Source organism: Pseudomonas sp. B21-010, from assembly GCF_024749325.1.
Taxonomy (GTDB): Bacteria; Pseudomonadota; Gammaproteobacteria; order Pseudomonadales; family Pseudomonadaceae; genus Aquipseudomonas; species Aquipseudomonas kilonensis.
Map to the genome: position 1 here is coordinate 1,302,827 of NZ_CP087198.1, position 21,780 is coordinate 1,324,606.

Here is a 21,780-nt window from a genome sequence, read left to right on the forward strand (position 1 = left end):
ATGGATTTTGTAGGAGTACATCGTGCGTAAGTTGACTCAATTGGTTCTCCTGGCGACCGTACTGGTCGCCGGTCCGGCTTTTGCCGACATGAAGATCGCCGTGCTGAATTATCAGATGGCCCTGCTGGAATCCGACGCGGCGAAGAAATACGCCGTGGATGCGGAGAAGAAATTCGGCCCGCAACTGACCAAGCTCAAGGGCCTGGAAAGCAGCGCCAAGGGCATTCAGGATCGTCTGGTAGCCGGTGGCGACAAGATGGCCCAGGGTGAGCGTGAGCGTCTGGAGCTTGAATTCAAGCAAAAGGCCCGGGACTTCCAGTTCCAGTCCAAGGAGCTGAACGAAGCGAAAGCTGTTGCCGACCGCGAAATGCTCAAGCAACTCAAGCCGAAACTCGACAGCGCCGTGGAAGAAGTCATCAAGAAAGGTGGTTTTGACCTGGTGTTCGAGCGTGGCGCAGTGATCGATGTCAAGCCTCAATATGACATCACGCGCCAGGTGATCGAGCGCATGAATCAGCTGAAGTAATCCATGACAGCGACTATCAAGCTCGGCCAGTTGGCCGAGTTCCTCGGCGCCACCCTGCGTGGCGACCCGGAGAAGGCAATTACTGGGCTAGCCACTTTGCAAGAGGCTGGCCCAGCTCAGTTGAGCTTTCTGGCAAATCCTCAGTACCGCAAGTACCTGGCCGACAGCCGGGCGGCCGCGCTGTTGCTCAAGGCCGCGGATGCCGATGGGTTTGCCGGCGATGCCCTGATCGTGCCCGATCCGTACCTGGCGTATGCCCGCATTTCCCATCTGTTCGATCCCAAGCCGAAATCGGCTGCCGGTATTCATCCCAGCGCAGTGATCGCGGCAGATGCTGTGGTTGATCCCACGGCCAGTGTCGGCCCATTCGTGGTCATCGAAAGCGCGGCCCGTATCGGTGCCGGCGTCACGCTGGGTGCCCATTGTGTCATTGGCGCACGCTGCGAGATCGGCGAAGGCGGCTGGCTGGCACCACGGGTCACCCTGTATCACGATGTGCGCATCGGCCAGCGGGTCGTGATTCAGTCCGGCGCAGTACTGGGCGGCGAAGGGTTCGGGTTTGCCAACGAGAAAGGCATCTGGCAGAAAATTGCCCAGATCGGCGGCGTCACCATTGGCGATGACGTGGAGATTGGCGTCAACACCGCGATCGACCGCGGCGCCCTGGCCGACACGGTCATCGGCAATGGCGTCAAGCTCGACAACCAGATCCAGATCGCCCACAACGTCCAGGTCGGTGACCACACCGCCATGGCCGCCTGCGTGGGCATCTCCGGCAGCACCAAGATCGGCAAGCACTGCATGCTCGCCGGTGGCGTGGGGCTGGTGGGCCATATCGATATCTGTGACAACGTGTTCCTGACCGGGATGACCATGGTGACCCACTCGATTACCGAGCCAGGTGCCTACTCTTCCGGTACGGCCATGCAGCCGGCAGCCGAATGGCGCAAGAGCGCGGCGCGTATCCGCCAGCTCGACGACATCGCGCGGCGCCTCAAGCAGGTGGAAAAGCGTGTAGGGGACGTGACCCCTGGCGGTAATGCTTCATCAGATGGCTGATACCATTTCCATATCAAGTGTGCACAGCCGTTAGGGCATCTTGATTTGCTAGCGGAGTGCGCGTCACTCGTGCGCTTCCAATCTTTACATAGGCTTCCCCCCGAAATGATGGACATCAACGAGATTCGCGAATACCTGCCTCACCGTTACCCGTTCCTGCTGGTGGATCGGGTGGTGGACCTGGACGTTGAAGGCAAGCGCATTCGCGCCTACAAGAATGTCAGCATCAACGAGCCGTTCTTCAATGGTCACTTCCCCGCGCATCCAATCATGCCGGGCGTATTGATCATCGAGGCGATGGCTCAGGCTGCCGGGATCCTTGGTTTCAAAATGCTCGACGTAAAGCCTGCCGACGGCACGCTCTATTACTTCGTTGGCTCCGACAAGCTGCGTTTCCGTCAGCCGGTCACTCCGGGCGATCAGTTGATCCTCGAAGCCAAGTTCATCAGTTGCAAGCGCCAGATCTGGAAATTCGAATGCCAGGCTTCGGTCGACGGCAAGCCAGTCTGCTCCGCTGAAATCATCTGTGCGGAACGCAAACTATGAGTTTGATTGACCCTCGCGCAATCATCGATCCGACGGCCGTTCTGGCCGCCGATGTCGAGGTCGGCCCGTGGTCGATTGTCGGCGCAGGTGTGGAAATCGGCGAGGGTACGGTGATCGGTCCCCACGTAATTCTCAAGGGACCGACCCGGATTGGTCGGCACAATCGCATCTACCAGTTTTCTTCGGTAGGCGAGGACACGCCCGATCTCAAGTACAAAGGTGAGGAAACCCGTCTGGTCATCGGCGATCACAACGTGATCCGCGAAGGCGTGACGATTCACCGTGGCACCGTTCAGGATCGTTCCGAAACGACCCTGGGCGACCACAACCTGATCATGGCCTATGCGCACATCGGCCATGACAGCGTCATTGGCAACCATTGCATCCTGGTCAACAACACCGCCCTGGCCGGCCATGTGCACGTGGACGATTGGGCGATCCTGTCCGGGTTCACCCTGGTGCACCAGTATTGCCATATCGGCGCCCACAGCTTCTCTGGCATGGGCACCGCCATCGGCAAGGACGTCCCGGCCTATGTCACGGTGTTCGGCAACCCGGCCGAAGCCCGCAGCATGAACTTCGAAGGCATGCGCCGTCGTGGGTTCAGCGAAGAGGCGATTACGGCGCTGCGTCGCGCCTACAAGGTCGTGTATCGCCAGGGCCTGACGGTCGAGCAGGCACTCGCCGAACTGGCCGAGGCTTCGGCGCAACACCCGGAAGTCGCGATCTTCCGCGATTCCATCCAGTCTTCGACCCGCGGCATCACTCGCTGACCATGGCTAATTTGCGTGTTGCACTGGTGGCGGGAGAGGCTTCCGGTGACATTCTGGGCGCCGGTCTGATGCGCGCGCTCAAGGCGCAGCATCCCGCTGTCGAATTCATTGGTGTTGGCGGGCCGTTGATGGAGGCCGAAGGCCTGACGTCCTATTTCCCGATGGAACGCCTGTCGGTGATGGGTCTGGTGGAAGTGCTCGGTCGCCTGCGCGAGCTGCTGGCCCGGCGCAAAAAGCTGATCCAGACCCTGATCGACGAAAAACCGGATGTGTTCATCGGCATCGATGCGCCGGATTTCACCCTCAATATCGAACTCAAATTGCGTCAGGCCGGTATCAAGACCGTGCATTACGTCAGCCCGTCGGTCTGGGCCTGGCGGCAGAAGCGGGTGCTGAAGATTCGCGAGGGTTGCGACCTGATGCTGACGCTGCTGCCGTTCGAAGCCCGGTTCTATGAAGAGAAGGGCGTGCCGGTGCGGTTTGTCGGGCACACCCTGGCCGATACCATTCCCCTGCAAGCCGACCGCGATGCGGCCCGCCAGGCGTTGGGCCTGCCCGAGGGACCGCTGGTGGCCTTGATGCCCGGCAGCCGGGGCGGCGAAGTGAGTCGCCTGGGCGGCCTGTTTTTCGACGCCGCCGAACGCCTTCGGGCGCTGCGCCCCGGTGTCCGTTTTGTCCTGCCGTGTGCCAGTGCGCCGCGTCGCGCCCAGTTGGAAGCGCTGCTGGTTGGCCGCGATTTGCCGGTGACGCTGCTTGACGGTCGTTCCCACGAAGCGTTGGCGGCCTGCGATGCCGTGTTGATTGCCTCCGGCACCGCTACCCTTGAGGCGCTGTTATATAAACGCCCGATGGTGGTCGCCTATCGCCTGGCGCCGCTGACATTCTGGATTCTCAAACGCATGGTCAAGAGCCCCTACGTGTCCTTGCCGAACCTGTTGGCCCAGCGCTTGCTGGTGCCGGAGCTGTTGCAGGACGAGGCGACCGCCGAGGCGCTGGCCACCACGCTGTCGCCCTTGATCGACGGCGGCGAGGAACAGACCCGAGGCTTTGACGAAATCCACCGTACCTTGCGTCGTGATGCTTCCAACCAGGCGGCTGACGCGGTACTGACCCTGATTGGCGCAAAACCATGAGTAACTCGAAGCTACAGATGGGCCTGGACTTCAACCTGGTCGCCGAAGTGGAAGAACTGGTGGCGGGTGTCGATGAAGTGGGGCGTGGCCCGTTGTGCGGCGCGGTGGTGACGGCGGCGGTGATTCTCGACCCGAAGCGGCCGATCCTGGGCCTCAACGATTCGAAGAAACTTACTGAAGCCCGTCGCGAAAAACTCTACGACGAGATCTGCGAGAAAGCCCTGAGCTGGTGCATCGCCCGGGCCGAAGTCGAAGAAATCGATGAACTCAATATCCTGCACGCCACCATGCTTGCCATGCAGCGTGCGGTGCAGGGCCTGCACATCACGCCGAAACTGGCGATGATCGATGGCAATCGCTGCCCGAAACTGTCGATGCGCGCCGAAGCGGTGATCCAGGGCGACGCCAAGGTGCCGGCCATCGCGGCGGCCTCGATCCTGGCGAAGGTCAGTCGCGACCGGGAAATGGCCGCCTTCGAATTGATTTACCCGGGCTATGGCATCGGCGGCCACAAGGGTTACCCGACCCCCGTTCATCTCGAAGCCCTGGCGCGCCTTGGGCCAACGCCGATCCATCGGCGTTCGTTCGCCCCGGTGCGGCTGGCTTATGAAGCGCGTGATGGCTTGATCGAAAGGATATAGCGAAAGCGTCGCAATGCCCTGCATGCCCTGTAGGAGCTGGCGAAGCCTGCGATCTTTTGATCCTGATCTTTCACTCTCGACTCAATCGGCAGTGGAAAGATCGCAGCCTCGCTTCGCTCGACAGCTCCTACATGTTTTACCCAAGGCCCGGTACAATCCGGGCCTTGTTGTTTTCATGACTTAACGCAGGATCACTATGCCGGCTTCATTCGTTCATCTACGCCTGCACACTGAATACTCCCTGGTCGACGGTCTGGTGCGGATCAAGCCCCTGGTCAAGACCCTGGTGGGCATGAACATGCCTGCCGTGGCGGTCACCGACCAGAACAACATGTGTTCGCTGGTCAAGTTCTACAAGGCCGCCATGGGCGCCGGGATCAAGCCGATCTGTGGCGCCGACCTGTGGCTGTCGAACAAGGACCCGGACGCGCCGCTGAGCCGTATCAGCCTGTTGGTGATGAACGCCCTGGGTTATCGCAACCTCACCGAGCTGATCTCCCGTGGTTTTATCGACGGCCAGCGCAACGGCTCGATCATCATCGAGCGCGAGTGGGTGGCCGAGGCCAGCGAAGGGCTGATCATGCTGTCGGCGGCCAAGGAAGGTGAAATCGGCCTGGCCCTGCTCAGTGGCAATCCCGAGGAAGCCGAGACCCTGGCCCGTGACTGGATGTCGGTGTTCCCGGATCGCTTCTACATCGAAGTGCAGCGCACCCATCGTCCCAATGATGAAGAACACCTGCATGCCGCCGTGGCCCTGGCCGACAAGATCGGCGCGCCGCTGGTGGCGACCAACGATGTGCGGTTCATCAAGCAGGACGACTTCGAAGCTCACGAAACCCGCGTCTGCATCGGTGAGGGCCGGGCCCTCGACGATCCGCGTCGGTCGAAGAACTACAGCAACCAGCAATACCTCAAGAGCGCCGAGGAAATGGCCGAGTTGTTCAGCGACCTGCCCGAGGCGCTGGAAAACACCGTCGAGATCGCCAAGCGCTGCAACATCGACGTGAAGCTGGGCAAGCACTTCCTGCCCAACTTTCCGATCCCCGATGGCATGACCATCGACGAGTATTTCCGCAAGGTGTCCTTCGACGGTCTCGAGGAGCGCCTCAGCGTCCTGTTGCCCAAGGACACGACTGAAGATTACGAAGCCAAGCGCCAGGTCTATGTCGATCGGTTGAATTTCGAGCTGGATATCATCATCCAGATGGGCTTTCCCGGTTACTTCCTGATCGTGATGGACTTTATCCAGTGGGCCAAGAGCAACGGCGTGCCGGTGGGCCCGGGCCGTGGGTCGGGTGCCGGGTCGCTGGTGGCCTATGTGCAGAAGATCACCGACCTCGACCCGCTGGAATATGACCTGCTGTTCGAACGTTTCCTCAACCCGGAACGGGTATCCATGCCCGACTTCGACGTCGACTTCTGCATGGACGGTCGCGACCGGGTGATCGACTACGTGGCCGAGAAATATGGCCGCAACGCTGTGAGCCAGATCATCACCTTCGGTTCCATGGCCGCCAAGGCGGTGGTGCGCGACGTGGCGCGGGTGCAGGGCAAGTCCTACGGTTTGGCGGATCGTCTGTCGAAGATGATTCCGTTCGAAGTCGGCATGACCCTGGAGAAGGCCTACGAGCAGGAAGAAATCCTGCGGGACTTCATCAAGGTCGACGAAGAAGCCGCGGAAATCTGGGAGATGGCCCGCAAGCTCGAAGGCGTGGTGCGTAACGTCGGCAAGCACGCCGGGGGTGTGGTGATCGCGCCGACCAAGCTGACTGACTTCTCGCCGATCTATTGCGATGAAGAAGGCGACGGCCTGGTGACCCAGTTCGACAAGGATGACGTCGAGGCGGCGGGCCTGGTGAAGTTCGACTTCCTCGGCCTGCGCACCCTGACGATCATCGACTGGGCGCTGAAAACCATCAACCGTGAGCGGGCCAAGGTCGGCGAAGAACCGCTGGACATTGCCTTCATCCCGCTGGATGACAAACCGACCTACAGCCTGCTGCAAAAAGCCGAAACCACGGCGGTGTTCCAGCTTGAATCCCGGGGCATGAAGGAGCTGATCAAAAAGCTCAAGCCCGACTGCCTGGAAGACCTGATCGCACTGGTGGCCCTGTTCCGTCCGGGCCCGTTGCAATCGGGCATGGTGGATGACTTCATCAACCGTAAGCACGGCCGCGCCGAGCTGGCGTACCCGCACTCGGACTATCAGTACGAAGGCTTGAAACCGGTGCTGGCACCGACCTACGGCATCATCCTGTATCAGGAACAGGTGATGCAGATTGCCCAGGTCATGGCCGGTTATACCCTCGGCGGCGCGGACATGTTGCGTCGGGCGATGGGTAAGAAAAAGCCCGAGGAAATGGCCAAGCAGCGCGGCGGTTTCATTGAGGGTTGCGCCACCAACGGCATCGACCCTGACCTGGCCGGTAACATTTTCGACCTGGTGGAAAAGTTCGCCGGCTACGGCTTCAACAAATCCCACTCCGCCGCCTATGGCCTGGTGTCGTACCAGACCGCGTGGCTGAAGGCGCACTACCCGGCGCCGTTCATGGCCGCGGTACTGTCGGCGGATATGCACAACACCGACAAGGTCGTGACCTTGATCGAAGAAGTGCGGACCATGAAGCTGCGCCTCGACGCACCGGACGTGAACGCCTCGGAGTTCAAGTTCACGGTGAACGACGAAGGCCGCATCATTTACGGCCTGGGCGCGATCAAGGGTGTGGGCGAGGGGCCGGTGGAAGCCATCACCGAAGCGCGCCAGGACGGGCCGTTCAAGGACCTGTTCGATTTCTGCGCCCGGGTTGACCTCAAGCGCATCAACAAGCGCACCCTCGACGGTTTGATCCGCAGTGGTGCCCTGGACCGGCTGGGGCCTTACTTCCAGGATGAGCCCAAGGCCTACCAGGCCAACATCGACCGCAACCGCGCGGTGTTGCTGGCGGCGATGGAGGAGGCGATCAAGGCCGCCGAACAGACTGCCCGTACCCATGACAGTGGCCACGCCGACCTGTTTGGCGGGCTGTTCGTCGAGGAAGACGCCGATGTCTACGGCAACCATCGCAAGGCCAAGGAGCTGACCCTCAAGGAGCGCCTCAAGGGTGAGAAAGACACCTTGGGCCTGTACCTCACCGGTCACCCGATCGACGAATACGAAGGCGAGATCCGCCGCTTCGCCCGTCAGCGCATCATCGACCTCAAGCCGGCGCGCGATACGCAAACCGTCGCCGGCATGATCATCGCCCTGCGGGTGATGAAGAACAAAAAGGGCGACAAGATGGGCTTCATTACCCTCGACGACCGCTCCGGGCGCATCGAGGCCTCATTGTTCGCCGATGCGTTCCACTCGGCGCAGTCGCTGTTGCAGACCGACGCGATGGTGGTGGTGGAAGGCGAAGTCAGCAACGATGATTTTTCCGGTGGCCTGCGACTGCGGGTCAAGCGGGTGATGAGCATGGAAGATGCCCGTACCAACCTGGCCGAAAGCCTGCGCCTGAAGTTGCAGACCCAAGATCTCAAGGGCGATCAGCTACGCTGGTTGGGCGAATTGTTCAAGCGCCATCGCGGTGCTTGCCCGATCACCATGGAGTACGTACGCCCCGACGCCAAGGCTGTGTTGCAGTTCGGCGAAGGCTGGCGGATCGATCCGGCGGATGCGTTGATTCAAGCCTTGCGTGACCAGTTCGGCAAAGACAACGTCTTCCTCCAATACCGTTGACGGCCAGGGGCCATTCTTGAAACCGGAATACCCCTGATCTCGACCCGATTTTTTAATCTCGACCTGAACGCGCCTCTCCCTTAAGGTAGGCGCGAATAGACAACCGGCCGGCCCAAGCTCTCTTGGACGTCGACCCAAGACGGACGCCTATGAACCCGAATTTTCTAGATTTCGAACAGCCGATCGCCGACCTGCAAGCCAAGATCGAAGAGTTGCGCTTGGTCGGTAATGACAATTCGCTGAATATCGGCGATGAAATCTCTCGTCTGCAAGACAAAAGCCGCACGCTGACCGAGGACATCTTCGGCAAGCTGACCAGCTGGCAGATCGCCCGCCTGGCGCGTCATCCACGTCGTCCCTATACCCTGGACTACATCGACCACATCTTCACCGAGTTCGATGAGCTGCATGGCGACCGTCACTTCTCCGACGACGCCGCGATCGTCGGCGGTGTCGCCCGCCTGGACGACCAGCCGGTGATGGTTATCGGCCATCAGAAAGGCCGCGAAGTGCGCGAGAAAGTGCGCCGCAACTTCGGCATGCCGCGTCCGGAAGGCTACCGCAAGGCCTGCCGCCTGATGGAAATGGCCGAGCGCTTCAAGATGCCGATCCTGACCTTCATCGACACGCCGGGTGCCTACCCGGGCATCGACGCCGAAGAGCGCAACCAGAGCGAAGCGATTGCCTGGAACCTGCGCGTCATGGCGCGCCTGAAAACCCCGATCATCGCCACTGTAATTGGCGAAGGTGGTTCCGGCGGTGCACTGGCCATCGGTGTCTGCGACCAGTTGAACATGCTGCAATATTCCACCTATGCGGTGATCTCGCCGGAAGGCTGCGCCTCGATCCTGTGGAAAACCGCCGAGAAGGCGCCGGATGCTGCTGAGGCCATGGGCATTACTGCCGAGCGTCTCAAAGGCCTGGGTATCGTCGACAAAGTGATCAACGAGCCAGTCGGCGGCGCTCACCGCGATCCGGCTGCAGCGGCGGCACTGATTCGCGCCGAGCTGAGCTCGCAACTGTCGATGCTCAAGAAGTTCGACAACGAAGCGCTGCTGGCTCGTCGCTACGAGCGGTTGATGAGCTACGGCCTCTGATTCAAGCGCTGTACCCCTGTGTGGGAGCGAGCTTGCTCGCGATGACGGGTTAACATTCAACCGATAAGTTGAGTGATACACCGCTATCGCGAGCAAGCTCGCTCCCACATTTGATTTGTGTGAAGGCAGTTGCGATGAATCAGCCCACGATTGATCTGCCAACCCGGCTCCTCAAGCACATGCTCCCCTGGCGCAACGCCGCCACCTGGCGCATCGCCTTCTCCGGCGGCCTCGACTCCACCGTTCTGCTGCACCTGCTCGTAACCCTTTCGCAACGCCAACCTTTGCCCGCGCTGAGCGCTATCCATGTGCATCACGGCCTCCAGGCTGTGGCCGAGGCGTGGCCGGACCATTGCCGTTCGGTCTGTGCGGCCCTGGGCGTGCCGCTGGACGTGGTGACTGTGAAAGTGCGCGCTGGTGCCAGTGTCGAGCGCGCTGCGCGGGAAGCGCGTTACGCGGCCTTTGTCGCGGCGATCCACAGCCATGAAGTGCTGCTTACCGCCCAGCATCGAGATGACCAGGCTGAAACCCTGCTGTTTCGCCTGCTAAGGGGCGCGGGGGTGAAGGGCTTGGCGGCGATGCCGTCGCAGCGTCCTTTGGGCCAAGGGCATTTGCTGCGGCCCTTGCTCGATGTGTCCCGGGTGGAGCTGGAAGCCTATGCGAGGCAGCATGGCTTGAGCTGGATCGACGACCCGTCCAACGATGATCACCGGTACGCGCGCAATTACCTGCGCCAGCGAGTTTTTCCAGTGTTGGCCGAGCAATGGCCCCAAGCTTCGACGACCCTGGCGCGCAGCGCCGCGCACATGGGTGAAGCCCAAACTTTGCTGGACGATTTGGCTCGAATCGACCTGGCCCAGGCCGCGACCCCGGGCGCCTTCGACTGGCTCGGTCTGCAATCCCTGGCGCTGGCGCCTTTGCAGGCATTGTCGCCGGCCCGTCAGCGCAACGCCTTGAGCCACTGGCTGGCACCGATGACCCTGCTGCCCGATACCGATCACTGGTCGGGCTGGGACTCGTTGCGCGATGCCGCCGACGATGCCCGGCCGATCTGGCGACTGGCCGGTGGCGAGCTGCACCGGGCCGCCGGGCGGGTCTGGTGGTTATCCGACCACTGGCTATGTTCGCTGCCAGGCACCGTCGACTGGGTCGATCCGGCGGTTGCACTGCGCTTGCCGGGCAATGGTCGGGTGGTGCTCAGTGGCACGCCGCCTGCGGGGCCGCTCAGCGTGCGCTATCGTCAAGGCGGCGAGGTGATGGCGTTAGCAGGTCGTGGTCACCGTGACCTCAAGCGTTTGCTCAATGAAAAGACCGTGCCGGCGTTCGTTCGCGGCCGATTGCCGCTGCTCTATCAGGGCGAGCAATTGCTGGCGGTGGCCAACCTGGCCGGGCTCGATGCACAGGCTGATGGCAGTTGGCAATTGATCTGGACGCCAGGAAGCCAAGATCTGGGTTTGAGCTGAAAGGGGCTTTCCGGTAGACTACGCTCCCTTCTTGATACAACTTCTGTGGATTCGCCTGAATTGCAGGAGTTGCCGATTACCAAGCAGTCTTTGCTGGGCGATTCCAAAAAATGTGTAGCGAGCAACGTACCGGTGATTTCACTTCCGGTCTGTCCCAACGCGGCGGTTTTTTTGAAAGGTGCACTGTGATTAATGCAGGTGATCGGGGGCTTCGGCCTTCCTTCGCTTTCCCCGGCGGCTCGGACCGCTTTAACGCAGACTTCTAGGGTTTTTCATGACGCGCTACATATTCGTCACGGGCGGTGTTGTTTCTTCATTGGGGAAAGGCATTGCCTCGGCTTCATTGGCGGCCATCCTGGAGGCGCGGGGACTTAAGGTCACCATGCTCAAGCTGGACCCGTACATCAACGTTGACCCGGGCACCATGAGCCCGTTCCAGCACGGTGAAGTGTTCGTCACCCACGACGGCGCCGAGACCGACCTGGACCTGGGCCACTACGAGCGGTTCATCCGCACGACCATGACCCAGAACAACAACTTCACCACCGGCCGTGTCTACGAACACGTGCTGCGCAAGGAGCGTCGTGGTGACTACCTGGGCGCGACCATCCAGGTCATCCCGCACATCACCGACGAAATCAAGCGCCGCATCATCAAGGGTGCTGGCGATGCCGACGTGGCGATGGTCGAAATCGGCGGCACCGTGGGCGACATCGAGTCCCAGCCGTTCCTCGAGGCCATCCGCCAGTTGCGTTTCGAAATCGGCGCCAAGCGCGCGATGCTGATGCACCTGACACTGGTGCCGTACATCGCCACCGCCGGCGAAACCAAGACCAAGCCGACCCAGCACTCGGTCAAGGAACTGCGTTCCATCGGCCTGCAGCCAGACGTGCTGATCTGCCGCTCCGATCACCCGATCGACATCTCGTCGCGTCGCAAGATCGCCCAGTTCACCAACGTTGAAGAGCGCGCGGTCATCGGCCTGGAAGACGCCGACACCATCTACAAGATCCCTGGCATCCTGCACTCCCAGGGCCTGGACGACTTCGTCGTCGAGCGCTTCGGCCTGCAATGCGCCAGTGCCGATCTGTCCGAGTGGGAAGCCGTGGTCGATGCCAAGCTCAACCCGGAGCACGAAGTCACCATCGCCATGGTCGGCAAGTACATGGAGCTGCTGGACGCCTACAAGTCGCTGATCGAGGCGATGAGTCACGCCGGCATCAGCAACCGTACCAAGGTCAACCTGCGCTACATCGATTCCGAAGACATCGAGAACCAGGGCACCGGCCTGCTCGAAGGCGCCGATGCGATCCTCGTGCCGGGCGGTTTCGGCCTGCGGGGCGTGGAAGGCAAGATCACTGCCGTGCAATACGCTCGCGAAAACAAGGTGCCTTACCTGGGTATCTGCCTGGGCATGCAAGTGGCGGTCATCGAGTTCGCCCGTAACGTGCTGGGCTGGAAAGACGCCAACTCCACCGAGTTCGATCGCGCCAGCGGCCATCCGGTCGTGGGCCTGATCACCGAGTGGGAAGACGCCACCGGTGCCGTGGAAGTGCGTACCGAAAGCTCGGACCTGGGCGGCACGATGCGTCTCGGTGCCCAGGATTGCCTGCTGGAAGCCGGCTCCAAGGTGCACGATTGCTACGCCAAGGATGTGATCGTCGAGCGTCACCGTCATCGCTACGAAGTGAACAACAACCTGTTGCCGCAGTTGATCGAAGCCGGCCTGAAAATCTCCGGTCGTTCCGGTGACGGCGCGCTGGTCGAAGTGGTCGAGGCCCCGGATCACCCATGGTTCGTCGCCTGCCAGTTCCACCCCGAGTTCACCTCGACGCCACGGGACGGTCATCCGTTGTTCAGCGGTTTCGTGAAAGCCGCTTTGGCTCAACACCAGAAAAAGGCATAAGACGATGGCCCAGAAGATCATTCGCGTCGGCGACATCGAGGTTGCCAACGACAAGCCCATGGTGCTGTTTGGCGGCATGAACGTGCTGGAAAGCCGCGACATGGCGATGCAGATCTGCGAAGAGTACGTGAAGGTCACCCAGAAACTGGGTATCCCTTACGTGTTCAAGGCCAGCTTCGACAAGGCCAACCGTTCGTCCGTGACGTCCTACCGTGGCCCAGGCCTGGAAGAAGGCATGCGGATCTTCCAGGACATCAAGCAAGCCTTTGGCGTGCCGATCATCACCGACGTCCACGAGCCGGTCCAGGCCGCGGTCGCCGCCGAGGTCTGCGACGTCATCCAGTTGCCGGCCTTCCTGTCGCGCCAGACCGACCTGGTGGTCGCGATGGCCAAGACCGGCGCGGTGATCAATATCAAGAAGGCCCAGTTCCTCGCGCCCCAGGAAATGAAACACATCCTGAGCAAGTGCGAAGAGGCCGGCAATGACCAGTTGATCCTCTGCGAGCGTGGTTCGAGCTTCGGCTACAACAACCTGGTGGTGGACATGCTCGGCTTCGGCATCATGAAGCAGTTTGAGTACCCGGTGCTCTTCGACGTGACGCATGCCTTGCAGATGCCTGGCGGTCGTTCCGACTCCGCTGGCGGTCGTCGCGCCCAGGTCACTGATCTGGCCAAGGCGGGCATGAGCCAGTCCCTGGCCGGTCTGTTCCTCGAGGCCCACCCCGATCCAGACAACGCCAAGTGCGATGGTCCTTGTGCCTTGCGTTTGAACAAGCTGGAACCCTTCCTGTCTCAGCTCAAGGCGTTGGACGAGCTGGTCAAGAGTTTTCCGACGATAGAAACCGCGTAACGCGGTTTTCTCCGGTAAAGTACCGCTCGATAAACGCTCTGGCCTGCGGGCCGGGCGTTATCGTCGGCAAGCCTGCCTGCTGCTCTATACCCGCCGACGGTAAAAGATTTCCTCTCGCTGCGTCGTTTTCGTCAACTTTGGAGTGTTTACAACAATGGCAAAAATCGTCGACATCAAAGGTCGTGAAGTTCTCGACTCCCGTGGCAACCCCACTGTTGAAGCGGACGTGCTTCTCGACAACGGTATCATCGGCAGCGCCTGCGCGCCGTCCGGTGCTTCCACTGGCTCGCGCGAAGCGCTGGAGCTGCGTGATGGCGACAAGAGCCGTTACCTGGGCAAGGGCGTGCTCAAAGCCGTCGCCAACATCAACGGTCCGATCCGTGACCTGTTGCTGGGCAAGGATCCTGCCGACCAGAAAGCCCTCGATCACGCGATGATCAAGCTCGACGGTACCGAAAACAAAGCCACCCTGGGCGCCAACGCGATCCTCGCCGTGTCCCTGGCCGCTGCCAAGGCCGCTGCCCAGGACCAGGACCTGCCGCTGTACGCCCACATCGCCAACCTCAACGGTACCCCGGGTGTCTACTCGATGCCGGTGCCGATGATGAACATCATCAACGGCGGCGAGCATGCCGATAACAACGTCGACATCCAGGAATTCATGGTGCAACCGGTTGGCGCCAAGACCTTCTCCGAAGGCCTGCGCATGGGCACCGAGATTTTCCATCACCTCAAGGCTGTGCTCAAAGCCCGTGGCCTGAGCACCGCGGTTGGCGACGAAGGCGGTTTCGCACCGAACCTGGCGTCCAACGAAGACGCGCTGAAAGTGATCTCCGAAGCCGTGGCCAACGCTGGCTACAAGCTGGGCACCGACGTGACCCTGGCCTTGGACTGCGCCGCCAGTGAATTCTACGAAGACGGCAAGTACAACCTGTCCGGCGAAGGCCAGGTGTTCACCGCCGAAGGTTTCGCCGACTACCTCAAGGGCCTGACCGAACGCTATCCGATCATCTCCATCGAAGACGGCCTGGACGAGTCTGACTGGGCTGGCTGGAAAATCCTCACCGACAAGATCGGCGAGAAAACCCAGCTGGTGGGTGACGACCTGTTCGTGACCAACACCAAGATCCTGAAAGAAGGCATCGACAAGAAGATCGCCAACTCGATCCTGATCAAGTTCAACCAGATCGGCACCCTGACCGAAACCCTGGAAGCCATCCAGATGGCCAAGGCTGCGGGCTACACCGCCGTGATCTCCCACCGTTCCGGTGAAACCGAAGACTCGACCATTGCCGACCTGGCCGTGGGCACTGCGGCAGGCCAGATCAAGACCGGTTCGCTGTGCCGTTCCGACCGCGTTTCCAAGTACAACCAATTGCTGCGTATCGAAGAGCAATTGAATGGCAAGGCCAAGTACAACGGTCGTGCCGAGTTTCGCGGTTAAGCGGTAAATGGTAAAAAGACAGCGGATCAGGTCGCAAAAGTCGCCATGGCGGCGGTTTTGCCTCTAATCTGATGCCTTATCAAGCACAAGCCTGGGTTTTCCAGGCTTCGTGCTATCAGACGCTTCAAAGTTTGGCATGGCGGTCTTTTTTCACTGGATACTGATATTCGATGCGCAGTCCCAATTGGTTGTTTCTTGTCTTGCTCCTGTTGCTGGCCGGCCTGCAGTACCGCCTGTGGGTGGGTAATGGCAGCTTTGCGCAAGTGGCCGACCTGACTCAGCAAATTGCCGACCAACACGCCGAAAACGAGGCGCTGCTGGAGCGTAATCGGGTGATGGACGCCGAAGTGACAGAGCTGAAAAAAGGCATGGAGACCGTTGAAGAGCGGGCTCGACATGAACTGGGCATGGTCAAGGAGGGCGAAACCCTCTACCAGTTGGCCCAATGAGTATTCGTTTGCCGGCCTTCTGGGCCGTGATTCCTGCCGCGGGCGTTGGCGCTCGTATGGCCGCGGACCGTCCCAAGCAATACCTGCAACTGGGCGGACGCACAATTCTTGAACACAGCCTCGGCTGTTTCCTCGACCATCCCACCGTCAAGGGCGTGGTGGTCAGCCTTGCACACGATGATCCCTACTGGCCGACCCTGGCCTGCGCCAGCGACACACGCATCCAGCGCGTCGACGGTGGCGAGCAACGTTCGGATTCAGTGCTCAATGCCTTGCTGCACCTGCACGAGCAGGGCGCCGACGATCACGACTGGGTGCTGGTGCACGACGCCGCCCGGCCCAACCTGGCTCGGGACGACCTGGACACACTGCTCAGCGAGTTGGCGACCGATCCGGTCGGCGGCCTGCTGGCTGTCCCGGCGCGCGACACCCTCAAGCGCGTCGACAAACACGGCCGCGTGCTGGAGACCGTTGATCGCAGCGTGATCTGGCAAGCCTACACGCCACAGATGTTCCGCCTCGGCGCCTTGCATCGGGCCCTGGCTGACAGCCTGGTGGCGGATGCGCTGATTACCGATGAAGCGTCCGCCATGGAATGGGCGGGGCAGGCGCCACGGCTGATCGAAGGGCGAGCCGATAACATCAAGGTCACCCGGCCGGAAGACCTGGAGTGGTTGCGCCAGCGTTGGGCGAATCGGCATTAAGTCGGATCTGTTTCCTCGTTAGATCGGCATCGTCCGGGTCGGCGCCATCGCGAGCAAGCTCGCTCCCACAGTGGATTGGTGCGAACACTTGACCAACCCTGTGGGAGCGAGCTTGCTCGCGATGGCGTCACCCCAGACGACAAAAAACCACTGTCATCCCCGATACTCCGGCCGTCCAGCCAACCCTTCCTTCAAATAATCCACCAACTTGCGCACCTTCGGCGACAGGTGTCGCTGCTGCGGGTACAACGCCCACACCGCTGTATTCGGCGGCTGATGAGCCTCCAGCAGCGAGATCAATGCACCGCTGTGCAAATGCTCCAGCACGTAATAATCCGGCAGTTGGCACAACCCCACCCCTTGCAACGCCGCGTCGAGCACCGCTTGCCCGCTGTTGCAGCGCCAGTTTCCCTGCACCCGCTGGGAAAATTCCCGCCCGTTCTGCTCCAGCTGCCAGATGTCGGAGCTGCCGATCAGGCAATTGTGGCGGCTCAGTTCCGACAAACTGTGGGGCCGCCCGTAGCGTTCCAGGTACGAGGGTGAAGCGCACAGGTACATGCGCCGCGGTGCCAGGCGCGTGGCGACCAGGCGGGAGTGCTGCAAGCGACCCAGGCGAATCGCCAGGTCCAGGCCTTCGTGCACCAGGTCCAGAGGGCGGTTGCTCAGCTCGATGTCTATCCGCAACTGCGGGTAAAGCCCCATGAACCGCGTGACCAGGGGCACGATAAACCGTTCGCCATAGGCCACGGCACAGGTCATGCGCAGCATGCCCTTGGGTTCGCTGGTGAGATCGCCCACCGCTCGCAGTGCTTCCTCGCGCCCGTCCTGCAAGCGTTGGCAATGCTGCAAAAACGTCTGGCCGGCCTCGGTCAGGGTGACTCGACGGGTACTGCGGTAGAGCAAGCGTGTCTGCAAACGCTCTTCCAGCCGTACGATTTGCCGGCTGATGTGGGAGGAAGAAACCCCAAGACGCTCGGCGGCGGCAGTGAATTGACTGCATTCGGCCACGGCGACGAACTCGTCGATCCCTTCCCAGCGGTTATCGGACATGAAGGATTATCCCTGTACGGCAATAATGTTTTGCTTTTGGCTGGATTATTCATCGTCAGGCGGAGGATTACACTCCCGGTCTTGTTTTTATTTGCTGGAGAGACCGGATGATCAAGTCGCGCGCTGCCGTTGCCTTCGAGGCCAAGAAACCCCTGGAAATCGTTGAAGTCGACGTCGCCATGCCCAAGGCGGGCGAAGTGCTGTTGCGCGTGGTGGCTTCCGGTGTCTGCCACACCGATGCCTACACCTTGTCGGGCGCCGACCCGGAAGGGATCTTCCCGTCGATCCTCGGTCACGAGGGCGGCGCTATTGTCGAAGCCATTGGCGAAGGCGTGACCTCGGTCGCGGTGGGGGACCATGTGATCCCGCTGTACACACCAGAGTGCGGCCAGTGCAAATTCTGTAAGTCGGGCAAGACCAACCTCTGCCAGGCGATTCGCGCCACCCAGGGCAAAGGCCTGATGCCGGACGGCACTTCGCGCTTTTCCTACAAGGGTGAGACGATTTTCCACTACATGGGCACCTCGACGTTCTCTGAGTACACCGTGCTGCCGGAAATCTCCGTCGCGAAGATCCCCAAAGAAGCCCCGCTGGAAAAAGTCTGCCTGCTGGGTTGCGGCGTCACCACCGGCATCGGCGCGGTCCTCAATACCGCCAAGGTCAAGCCAGGTGACACCGTGGCGATCTTCGGCCTGGGCGGCATCGGCCTGTCGGCGGTGATTGGTGCCGTGAAGGCCAAGGCCGCGCGCATCATTGCCATTGACATCAACCCGGCCAAGTTCGAAATCGCCAAGCAACTGGGTGCCACCGATTGCGTCAACCCGAAAGACTTCGATCGTCCGATCCAGGAAGTCATCGTCGATATGACCGACGGCGGCGTGGACTTTTCCTTCGAGTGCATCGGCAATGTCCAGTTGATGCGTGCCGCGCTGGAGTGCTGCCACAAAGGCTGGGGCGAGTCGGTGATCATCGGCGTGGCCGGTGCCGGCCAGGAAATCGCCACCCGTCCCTTCCAGTTGGTGACCGGGCGCGTCTGGCGCGGTTCGGCCTTTGGTGGCGTGCGCGGTCGCAGCGAGTTGCCAAGCTATGTGGCAATGGCCGAGACGGGCGAGATCCCGCTGGATACTTTCATTACCCACACCATGGGCCTGGAAGATATCAACAAGGCGTTCGACCTGATGCATGAAGGCAAGAGCATCCGCACCGTTATCCATTTCTGAGGTCGGTCATGAGTCTGGAAAACATCTCCTGCCAGAAAAGCTTCGGCGGCTGGCACAAACGTTACCGGCACCGTTCCGACGTGCTCGGTTGTGACATGGTGTTTGCCGTGTACCTGCCGCCGCAAGCGGAGCAGGGCGGCAAGTTGCCTGTGCTGTATTGGTTGTCCGGGCTGACCTGCACCGACGAGAACTTCATGCAAAAGGCCGGTGCCCTGCGTATGGCCGCCGAGTTGGGCCTGATCATCGTTGCGCCGGACACCAGCCCCCGTGGCGCCGACGTGCCGGGCGATCCGGACGGTGCCTGGGACTTCGGCCTGGGGGCGGGTTTTTATCTGAACGCCACGCAGGATCCGTGGGCACGGCACTATCGGATGCATGACTACGTGGTGCAGGAATTGCCGACACTCGTCGAAGCGCATTTCCCTGCCTCGGACAAACGCGGCATCAGTGGTCATTCCATGGGCGGCCATGGCGCGCTGGTCTGCGCCTTGCGCAACCCGGGGCGTTACCGTTCGGTGTCGGCCTTTTCGCCGATCAACAATCCGATGGATTGCCCATGGGGCCAGAAGGCTTTCTCTCGTTACCTGGGGGAAGACCGCTCGAAATGGCGTGAATGGGATGCCTGTGCGTTGATTGCCGAGGCGCAGGAGAAGCTGCCCTTGTTGGTGGACCAGGGCGATCGTGATGATTTCCTGGCCAACCAGCTCAAGCCCGAAGCCCTGCAACAGGCGGCCAAGGCTGCCGACCATCCGTTGGAATTGCGCCTGCAACCGGGCTATGACCACAGCTATTTCTTCATCGCCAGCTTCATTGATGACCACTTGCAGCATCATGCGCGCGCTCTAAACGCCTAATGCAGGTAGAATCACGCCCTGACAAAAATCGGGGCGTTTTTTTATGCGTATTGGCCACGGCTACGATGTTCACCGTTTCGCTGAAGGCGATTTCATTACTCTGGGCGGCGTGCGGATTGCACACGGCTTCGGGCTGCTCGCGCATTCTGACGGTGATGTCCTGCTGCATGCCTTGAGCGATGCATTGCTCGGCGCGGCTGCCCTGGGTGACATCGGCAAACACTTCCCCGACACCGACCCGCAATTCAAGGGCGCCGACAGCCGCGTGCTGCTGCGCCATGTTGTCTCGCTGATCCATGCCAAGGGCTGGAAGGTCGGCAACGTCGATAACACCATCGTTGCCCAAGCCCCCAAGATGGCGCCGCACATCGAAGCGATGCGCCAATTGATTGCCGAGGATCTTCAAGTTGAGTTGGACCAAGTGAACGTGAAAGCCACCACCACCGAGAAGCTGGGCTTCGTCGGTCGCGAAGAAGGCATTGCCGTCCACTCCGTCGCCTTGTTGCTGCGCCCATGACTGAACTGGAACTGTTAGGGCCACGTGCCTATGGCGAACCGCTGGGCAGTGCGGTACTCAAGGCCACCGCTGAAGATTTCCAGGTCGATGAAGTGCTCGACATCCCGTTGACCGGTGATGGCGAGCACCTGTGGATCTGGGTTGAAAAACGTGGCTTGAACACCGAAGAAGCCGCCCGGCGAATCGCCAAGGCTGCCGGCGTGCCGTTGCGCACGGTCAGCTACGCGGGGCTCAAGGACCGTCAGGCCCTGACCCGCCAGTGGTTCAGCGTCCAGTTGCCGGGCAAGGCCGATCCGGACCTGTCGGCGGCAGAGAACGACACGCTGAAAATCCTCAAGACCGCACGCCACCGGCGCAAGCTGCAACGCGGCGCGCACTCGGCCAATGGCTTTACCTTGCGCCTGACCCAATTCAAGGGCGACACGGCGGCGATCGATGCGCGTCTGCAACAGATTGTCCGCCAGGGCATCCCCAACTATTTTGGCGCCCAGCGCTTCGGCCATGACGGCGGTAATGTTGTCGATGCCCGGGCCTGGGCGGTGCGCAAGGCGTTGCCGGAACAACGCAATGTACGCTCGCGGTTGTTGTCCACCGCCCGCAGCTTTCTGTTCAACCGGGTGCTGGCGGCGCGGGTCGCCGACGGTACCTGGCAAAAAGCCCAGGTGGGCGATTTGCTTGCCTTCACCGACAGCCGCAGTTTTTTCCCGGCCGGCGAGGCTGAGTGCAGCGACCCGCGCCTGGCCATTCTTGACTTGCACCCGACCGGGCCGCAGTGGGGCGAGGGACCTTCGCCTGCCGCTGGCGCGACGTTCGAGTTGGAACAAGCCATCGCCGCGGGCGAGGCCGATTTGCGGGACTGGTTGATAAACGCGGGAATGAGTCACGAACGTCGCATCCTGCGACTGCCCATTGGCGGGCTGTCGTGGCATTATCCCGAGTCTGACATTCTGCAACTGGAATTCGTCCTGCCGGCCGGATGTTTCGCCACTGTCTTGGTGCGCGAACTCGTCGATCTGGTGCCGGTGGGGCAGACGGACAGCTCATGCGTATTCTGATTTCTAACGACGACGGGGTGACTGCACCCGGTCTTGCCGCGCTTTATGCTGCGCTGGCGGATTTTGCCGAGTGCGTGGTCATCGCCCCGGACCAGGACAAAAGCGGCGCCAGCAGCTCGCTGACGCTCGACCGTCCGTTGCACCCCTGCTATCTGGATAACGGTTTCATCAGCCTCAACGGCACCCCGACCGATTGCGTGCACTTGGGCCTCAACGGCTTGCTGGAGCGTGAGCCGGACATGGTGGTGTCGGGTATCAACCTGGGCGCCAACCTGGGGGACGACGTGCTTTATTCCGGTACGGTTGCCGCCGCCCTGGAAGGTCGTTTCCTGGACAAGCCATCGTTTGCCTTTTCGTTTGTTTCACGCCAGGTCGATAACTTGCCGACCGCCGCCTACTTCGCCCGTAAACTGGTCGAAGCCCACGGCGAGCTGGAGCTGCCGCCCCGCACGGTGCTGAACGTGAATATCCCCAACCTGCCGCTCGATCACATCCGTGGCATCCAGCTCACTCGCCTGGGCCACCGTGCCCGCGCCGCCAAACCGATGCATGTCGTCGACCCGCGCGGCAAGGCCGGTTACTGGATCGCCGCCGCCGGTGATGCCGAAGACGGCGGGCCGGGCACTGATTTCCATGCGGTGATGCAAGGTTATGTCTCGATCACGCCGTTGCAGTTGGACCGTACCTTCAACGACGCCTTTCGAAATCTCGATGGCTGGCTGGAGGGGCTGCGCTGATGGCTCGTGAGCAAGACGATATGCTGCGCCGCGGAATC

General features: G+C 61.2%; 20 protein-coding genes. 19 read left to right on the top strand and 1 reads right to left on the bottom strand.

The features are described 5' to 3' along the window. Positions 1 to 22: 22 nt before the first annotated feature. The 14 genes from LOY50_RS05605 to ispD all read left to right on the top strand — a co-directional run bounded on the left by LOY50_RS05605 (position 23) and on the right by ispD (position 16,309). Positions 23 to 526 (top strand): OmpH family outer membrane protein, encoded by a 504-nt coding sequence (locus tag LOY50_RS05605; protein ID WP_003184901.1) that lies wholly within the window; start codon positions 23 to 25, stop codon positions 524 to 526. 3 nt (positions 527 to 529) lie between these two features. Continuing rightward, complete coding sequence (gene lpxD / locus LOY50_RS05610) at positions 530 to 1,585, top strand: UDP-3-O-(3-hydroxymyristoyl)glucosamine N-acyltransferase (protein ID WP_258690436.1); 1,056 nt, start codon at positions 530 to 532, stop codon at positions 1,583 to 1,585. Between the two features lie 105 nt (positions 1,586 to 1,690). Next, positions 1,691 to 2,131, top strand: a complete 441-nt coding sequence (fabZ, locus tag LOY50_RS05615) for a 3-hydroxyacyl-ACP dehydratase FabZ (RefSeq protein WP_003184897.1) — start codon at positions 1,691 to 1,693, stop codon at positions 2,129 to 2,131. Next, positions 2,128 to 2,904 carry an acyl-ACP--UDP-N-acetylglucosamine O-acyltransferase gene (gene lpxA, locus LOY50_RS05620; protein WP_003198252.1) on the top strand — a complete coding sequence of 259 codons (777 nt, stop codon included), beginning with the start codon at positions 2,128 to 2,130 and terminating at the stop codon, positions 2,902 to 2,904. Before fabZ ends, lpxA begins: the two co-directional genes overlap by 4 nt. Positions 2,905 to 2,906: 2 nt before the next feature. Next, positions 2,907 to 4,037, top strand: a complete 1,131-nt coding sequence (lpxB, locus tag LOY50_RS05625) for a lipid-A-disaccharide synthase (protein WP_253471881.1) — start codon at positions 2,907 to 2,909, stop codon at positions 4,035 to 4,037. Then, a complete protein-coding gene (gene rnhB / locus LOY50_RS05630; protein WP_057451690.1) occupies positions 4,034 to 4,678 on the top strand; it encodes a ribonuclease HII in 645 nt (214 codons plus the stop codon). Before lpxB ends, rnhB begins: the two co-directional genes overlap by 4 nt. A gap of 196 nt (positions 4,679 to 4,874) precedes the next feature. Next, positions 4,875 to 8,396, top strand: coding sequence for a DNA polymerase III subunit alpha (gene dnaE, locus LOY50_RS05635; RefSeq protein ID WP_258690437.1), 3,522 nt, complete (start codon positions 4,875 to 4,877; stop codon positions 8,394 to 8,396). A 149-nt stretch (positions 8,397 to 8,545) separates the two neighbouring features. Further along, entirely contained in the window at positions 8,546 to 9,493 is a 948-nt protein-coding gene (locus LOY50_RS05640) for an acetyl-CoA carboxylase carboxyltransferase subunit alpha (RefSeq protein ID WP_003198261.1), read from the top strand. A 134-nt stretch (positions 9,494 to 9,627) separates the two neighbouring features. Beyond that, positions 9,628 to 10,956 (top strand): tRNA lysidine(34) synthetase TilS, encoded by a 1,329-nt coding sequence (tilS, locus tag LOY50_RS05645; protein ID WP_258690438.1) that lies wholly within the window; start codon positions 9,628 to 9,630, stop codon positions 10,954 to 10,956. A 274-nt stretch (positions 10,957 to 11,230) separates the two neighbouring features. Next, positions 11,231 to 12,862, top strand: a complete 1,632-nt coding sequence (locus LOY50_RS05650; RefSeq protein WP_018603697.1) for a CTP synthase — start codon at positions 11,231 to 11,233, stop codon at positions 12,860 to 12,862. A gap of 4 nt (positions 12,863 to 12,866) precedes the next feature. Then, positions 12,867 to 13,712 (top strand): 3-deoxy-8-phosphooctulonate synthase, encoded by an 846-nt coding sequence (kdsA, locus tag LOY50_RS05655; protein ID WP_253471889.1) that lies wholly within the window; start codon positions 12,867 to 12,869, stop codon positions 13,710 to 13,712. Between the two features lie 154 nt (positions 13,713 to 13,866). Further along, positions 13,867 to 15,156, top strand: coding sequence for a phosphopyruvate hydratase (gene eno, locus LOY50_RS05660; protein ID WP_028237207.1), 1,290 nt, complete (start codon positions 13,867 to 13,869; stop codon positions 15,154 to 15,156). 170 nt (positions 15,157 to 15,326) lie between these two features. Next, positions 15,327 to 15,605 carry a cell division protein FtsB gene (gene ftsB, locus LOY50_RS05665; RefSeq protein ID WP_018603692.1) on the top strand — a complete coding sequence of 93 codons (279 nt, stop codon included), beginning with the start codon at positions 15,327 to 15,329 and terminating at the stop codon, positions 15,603 to 15,605. Next, positions 15,602 to 16,309: a 2-C-methyl-D-erythritol 4-phosphate cytidylyltransferase gene (gene ispD, locus LOY50_RS05670; RefSeq protein ID WP_214511547.1), complete on the top strand. Its 708-nt coding sequence runs from the start codon at positions 15,602 to 15,604 to the stop codon at positions 16,307 to 16,309. The genes ftsB and ispD overlap by 4 nt, the downstream gene beginning before the upstream one ends. Positions 16,310 to 16,462: 153 nt before the next feature. Here the strand turns inward: ispD and LOY50_RS05675 are convergent, their stop codons facing one another. Continuing rightward, positions 16,463 to 17,359 carry a LysR substrate-binding domain-containing protein gene (locus LOY50_RS05675; protein WP_258690439.1) on the bottom strand — a complete coding sequence of 299 codons (897 nt, stop codon included), beginning with the start codon at positions 17,357 to 17,359 and terminating at the stop codon, positions 16,463 to 16,465. A gap of 107 nt (positions 17,360 to 17,466) precedes the next feature. Between LOY50_RS05675 and LOY50_RS05680 the strand changes: the two genes are divergently transcribed. From LOY50_RS05680 to surE, 5 genes are read left to right on the top strand one after another with little or no spacing between them, the layout of a single operon-like run. Then, complete coding sequence (locus LOY50_RS05680) at positions 17,467 to 18,579, top strand: S-(hydroxymethyl)glutathione dehydrogenase/class III alcohol dehydrogenase (protein ID WP_018603686.1); 1,113 nt, start codon at positions 17,467 to 17,469, stop codon at positions 18,577 to 18,579. A gap of 8 nt (positions 18,580 to 18,587) precedes the next feature. Beyond that, positions 18,588 to 19,433: an S-formylglutathione hydrolase gene (fghA, locus tag LOY50_RS05685; RefSeq protein WP_253471891.1), complete on the top strand. Its 846-nt coding sequence runs from the start codon at positions 18,588 to 18,590 to the stop codon at positions 19,431 to 19,433. 43 nt (positions 19,434 to 19,476) lie between these two features. Further along, a complete protein-coding gene (gene ispF, locus LOY50_RS05690) occupies positions 19,477 to 19,950 on the top strand; it encodes a 2-C-methyl-D-erythritol 2,4-cyclodiphosphate synthase (RefSeq protein ID WP_003184863.1) in 474 nt (157 codons plus the stop codon). Further along, positions 19,947 to 21,005, top strand: a complete 1,059-nt coding sequence (gene truD, locus LOY50_RS05695) for a tRNA pseudouridine(13) synthase TruD (protein WP_258690440.1) — start codon at positions 19,947 to 19,949, stop codon at positions 21,003 to 21,005. Before ispF ends, truD begins: the two co-directional genes overlap by 4 nt. Further along, complete coding sequence (gene surE, locus LOY50_RS05700) at positions 20,993 to 21,742, top strand: 5'/3'-nucleotidase SurE (RefSeq protein ID WP_038856712.1); 750 nt, start codon at positions 20,993 to 20,995, stop codon at positions 21,740 to 21,742. The genes truD and surE overlap by 13 nt, the downstream gene beginning before the upstream one ends. Positions 21,743 to 21,780 lie beyond the last annotated feature (38 nt).

Coding starts and splice junctions, on each gene's coding strand:
- lpxD (WP_258690436.1), top strand. CDS start 530: ATGACAGCGACTATCAAGCTCGGCCAGTTGGCCGAGTTCCTCGGCGCC.
- fabZ (WP_003184897.1), top strand. CDS start 1,691: ATGATGGACATCAACGAGATTCGCGAATACCTGCCTCACCGTTACCCG.
- lpxA (WP_003198252.1), top strand. CDS start 2,128: ATGAGTTTGATTGACCCTCGCGCAATCATCGATCCGACGGCCGTTCTG.
- lpxB (WP_253471881.1), top strand. CDS start 2,907: ATGGCTAATTTGCGTGTTGCACTGGTGGCGGGAGAGGCTTCCGGTGAC.
- rnhB (WP_057451690.1), top strand. CDS start 4,034: ATGAGTAACTCGAAGCTACAGATGGGCCTGGACTTCAACCTGGTCGCC.
- dnaE (WP_258690437.1), top strand. CDS start 4,875: ATGCCGGCTTCATTCGTTCATCTACGCCTGCACACTGAATACTCCCTG.
- LOY50_RS05640 (WP_003198261.1), top strand. CDS start 8,546: ATGAACCCGAATTTTCTAGATTTCGAACAGCCGATCGCCGACCTGCAA.
- tilS (WP_258690438.1), top strand. CDS start 9,628: ATGAATCAGCCCACGATTGATCTGCCAACCCGGCTCCTCAAGCACATG.
- LOY50_RS05650 (WP_018603697.1), top strand. CDS start 11,231: ATGACGCGCTACATATTCGTCACGGGCGGTGTTGTTTCTTCATTGGGG.
- kdsA (WP_253471889.1), top strand. CDS start 12,867: ATGGCCCAGAAGATCATTCGCGTCGGCGACATCGAGGTTGCCAACGAC.
- eno (WP_028237207.1), top strand. CDS start 13,867: ATGGCAAAAATCGTCGACATCAAAGGTCGTGAAGTTCTCGACTCCCGT.
- ftsB (WP_018603692.1), top strand. CDS start 15,327: ATGCGCAGTCCCAATTGGTTGTTTCTTGTCTTGCTCCTGTTGCTGGCC.
- ispD (WP_214511547.1), top strand. CDS start 15,602: ATGAGTATTCGTTTGCCGGCCTTCTGGGCCGTGATTCCTGCCGCGGGC.
- LOY50_RS05675 (WP_258690439.1), bottom strand. CDS start 17,359: ATGTCCGATAACCGCTGGGAAGGGATCGACGAGTTCGTCGCCGTGGCC.
- LOY50_RS05680 (WP_018603686.1), top strand. CDS start 17,467: ATGATCAAGTCGCGCGCTGCCGTTGCCTTCGAGGCCAAGAAACCCCTG.
- fghA (WP_253471891.1), top strand. CDS start 18,588: ATGAGTCTGGAAAACATCTCCTGCCAGAAAAGCTTCGGCGGCTGGCAC.
- ispF (WP_003184863.1), top strand. CDS start 19,477: ATGCGTATTGGCCACGGCTACGATGTTCACCGTTTCGCTGAAGGCGAT.
- truD (WP_258690440.1), top strand. CDS start 19,947: ATGACTGAACTGGAACTGTTAGGGCCACGTGCCTATGGCGAACCGCTG.
- surE (WP_038856712.1), top strand. CDS start 20,993: ATGCGTATTCTGATTTCTAACGACGACGGGGTGACTGCACCCGGTCTT.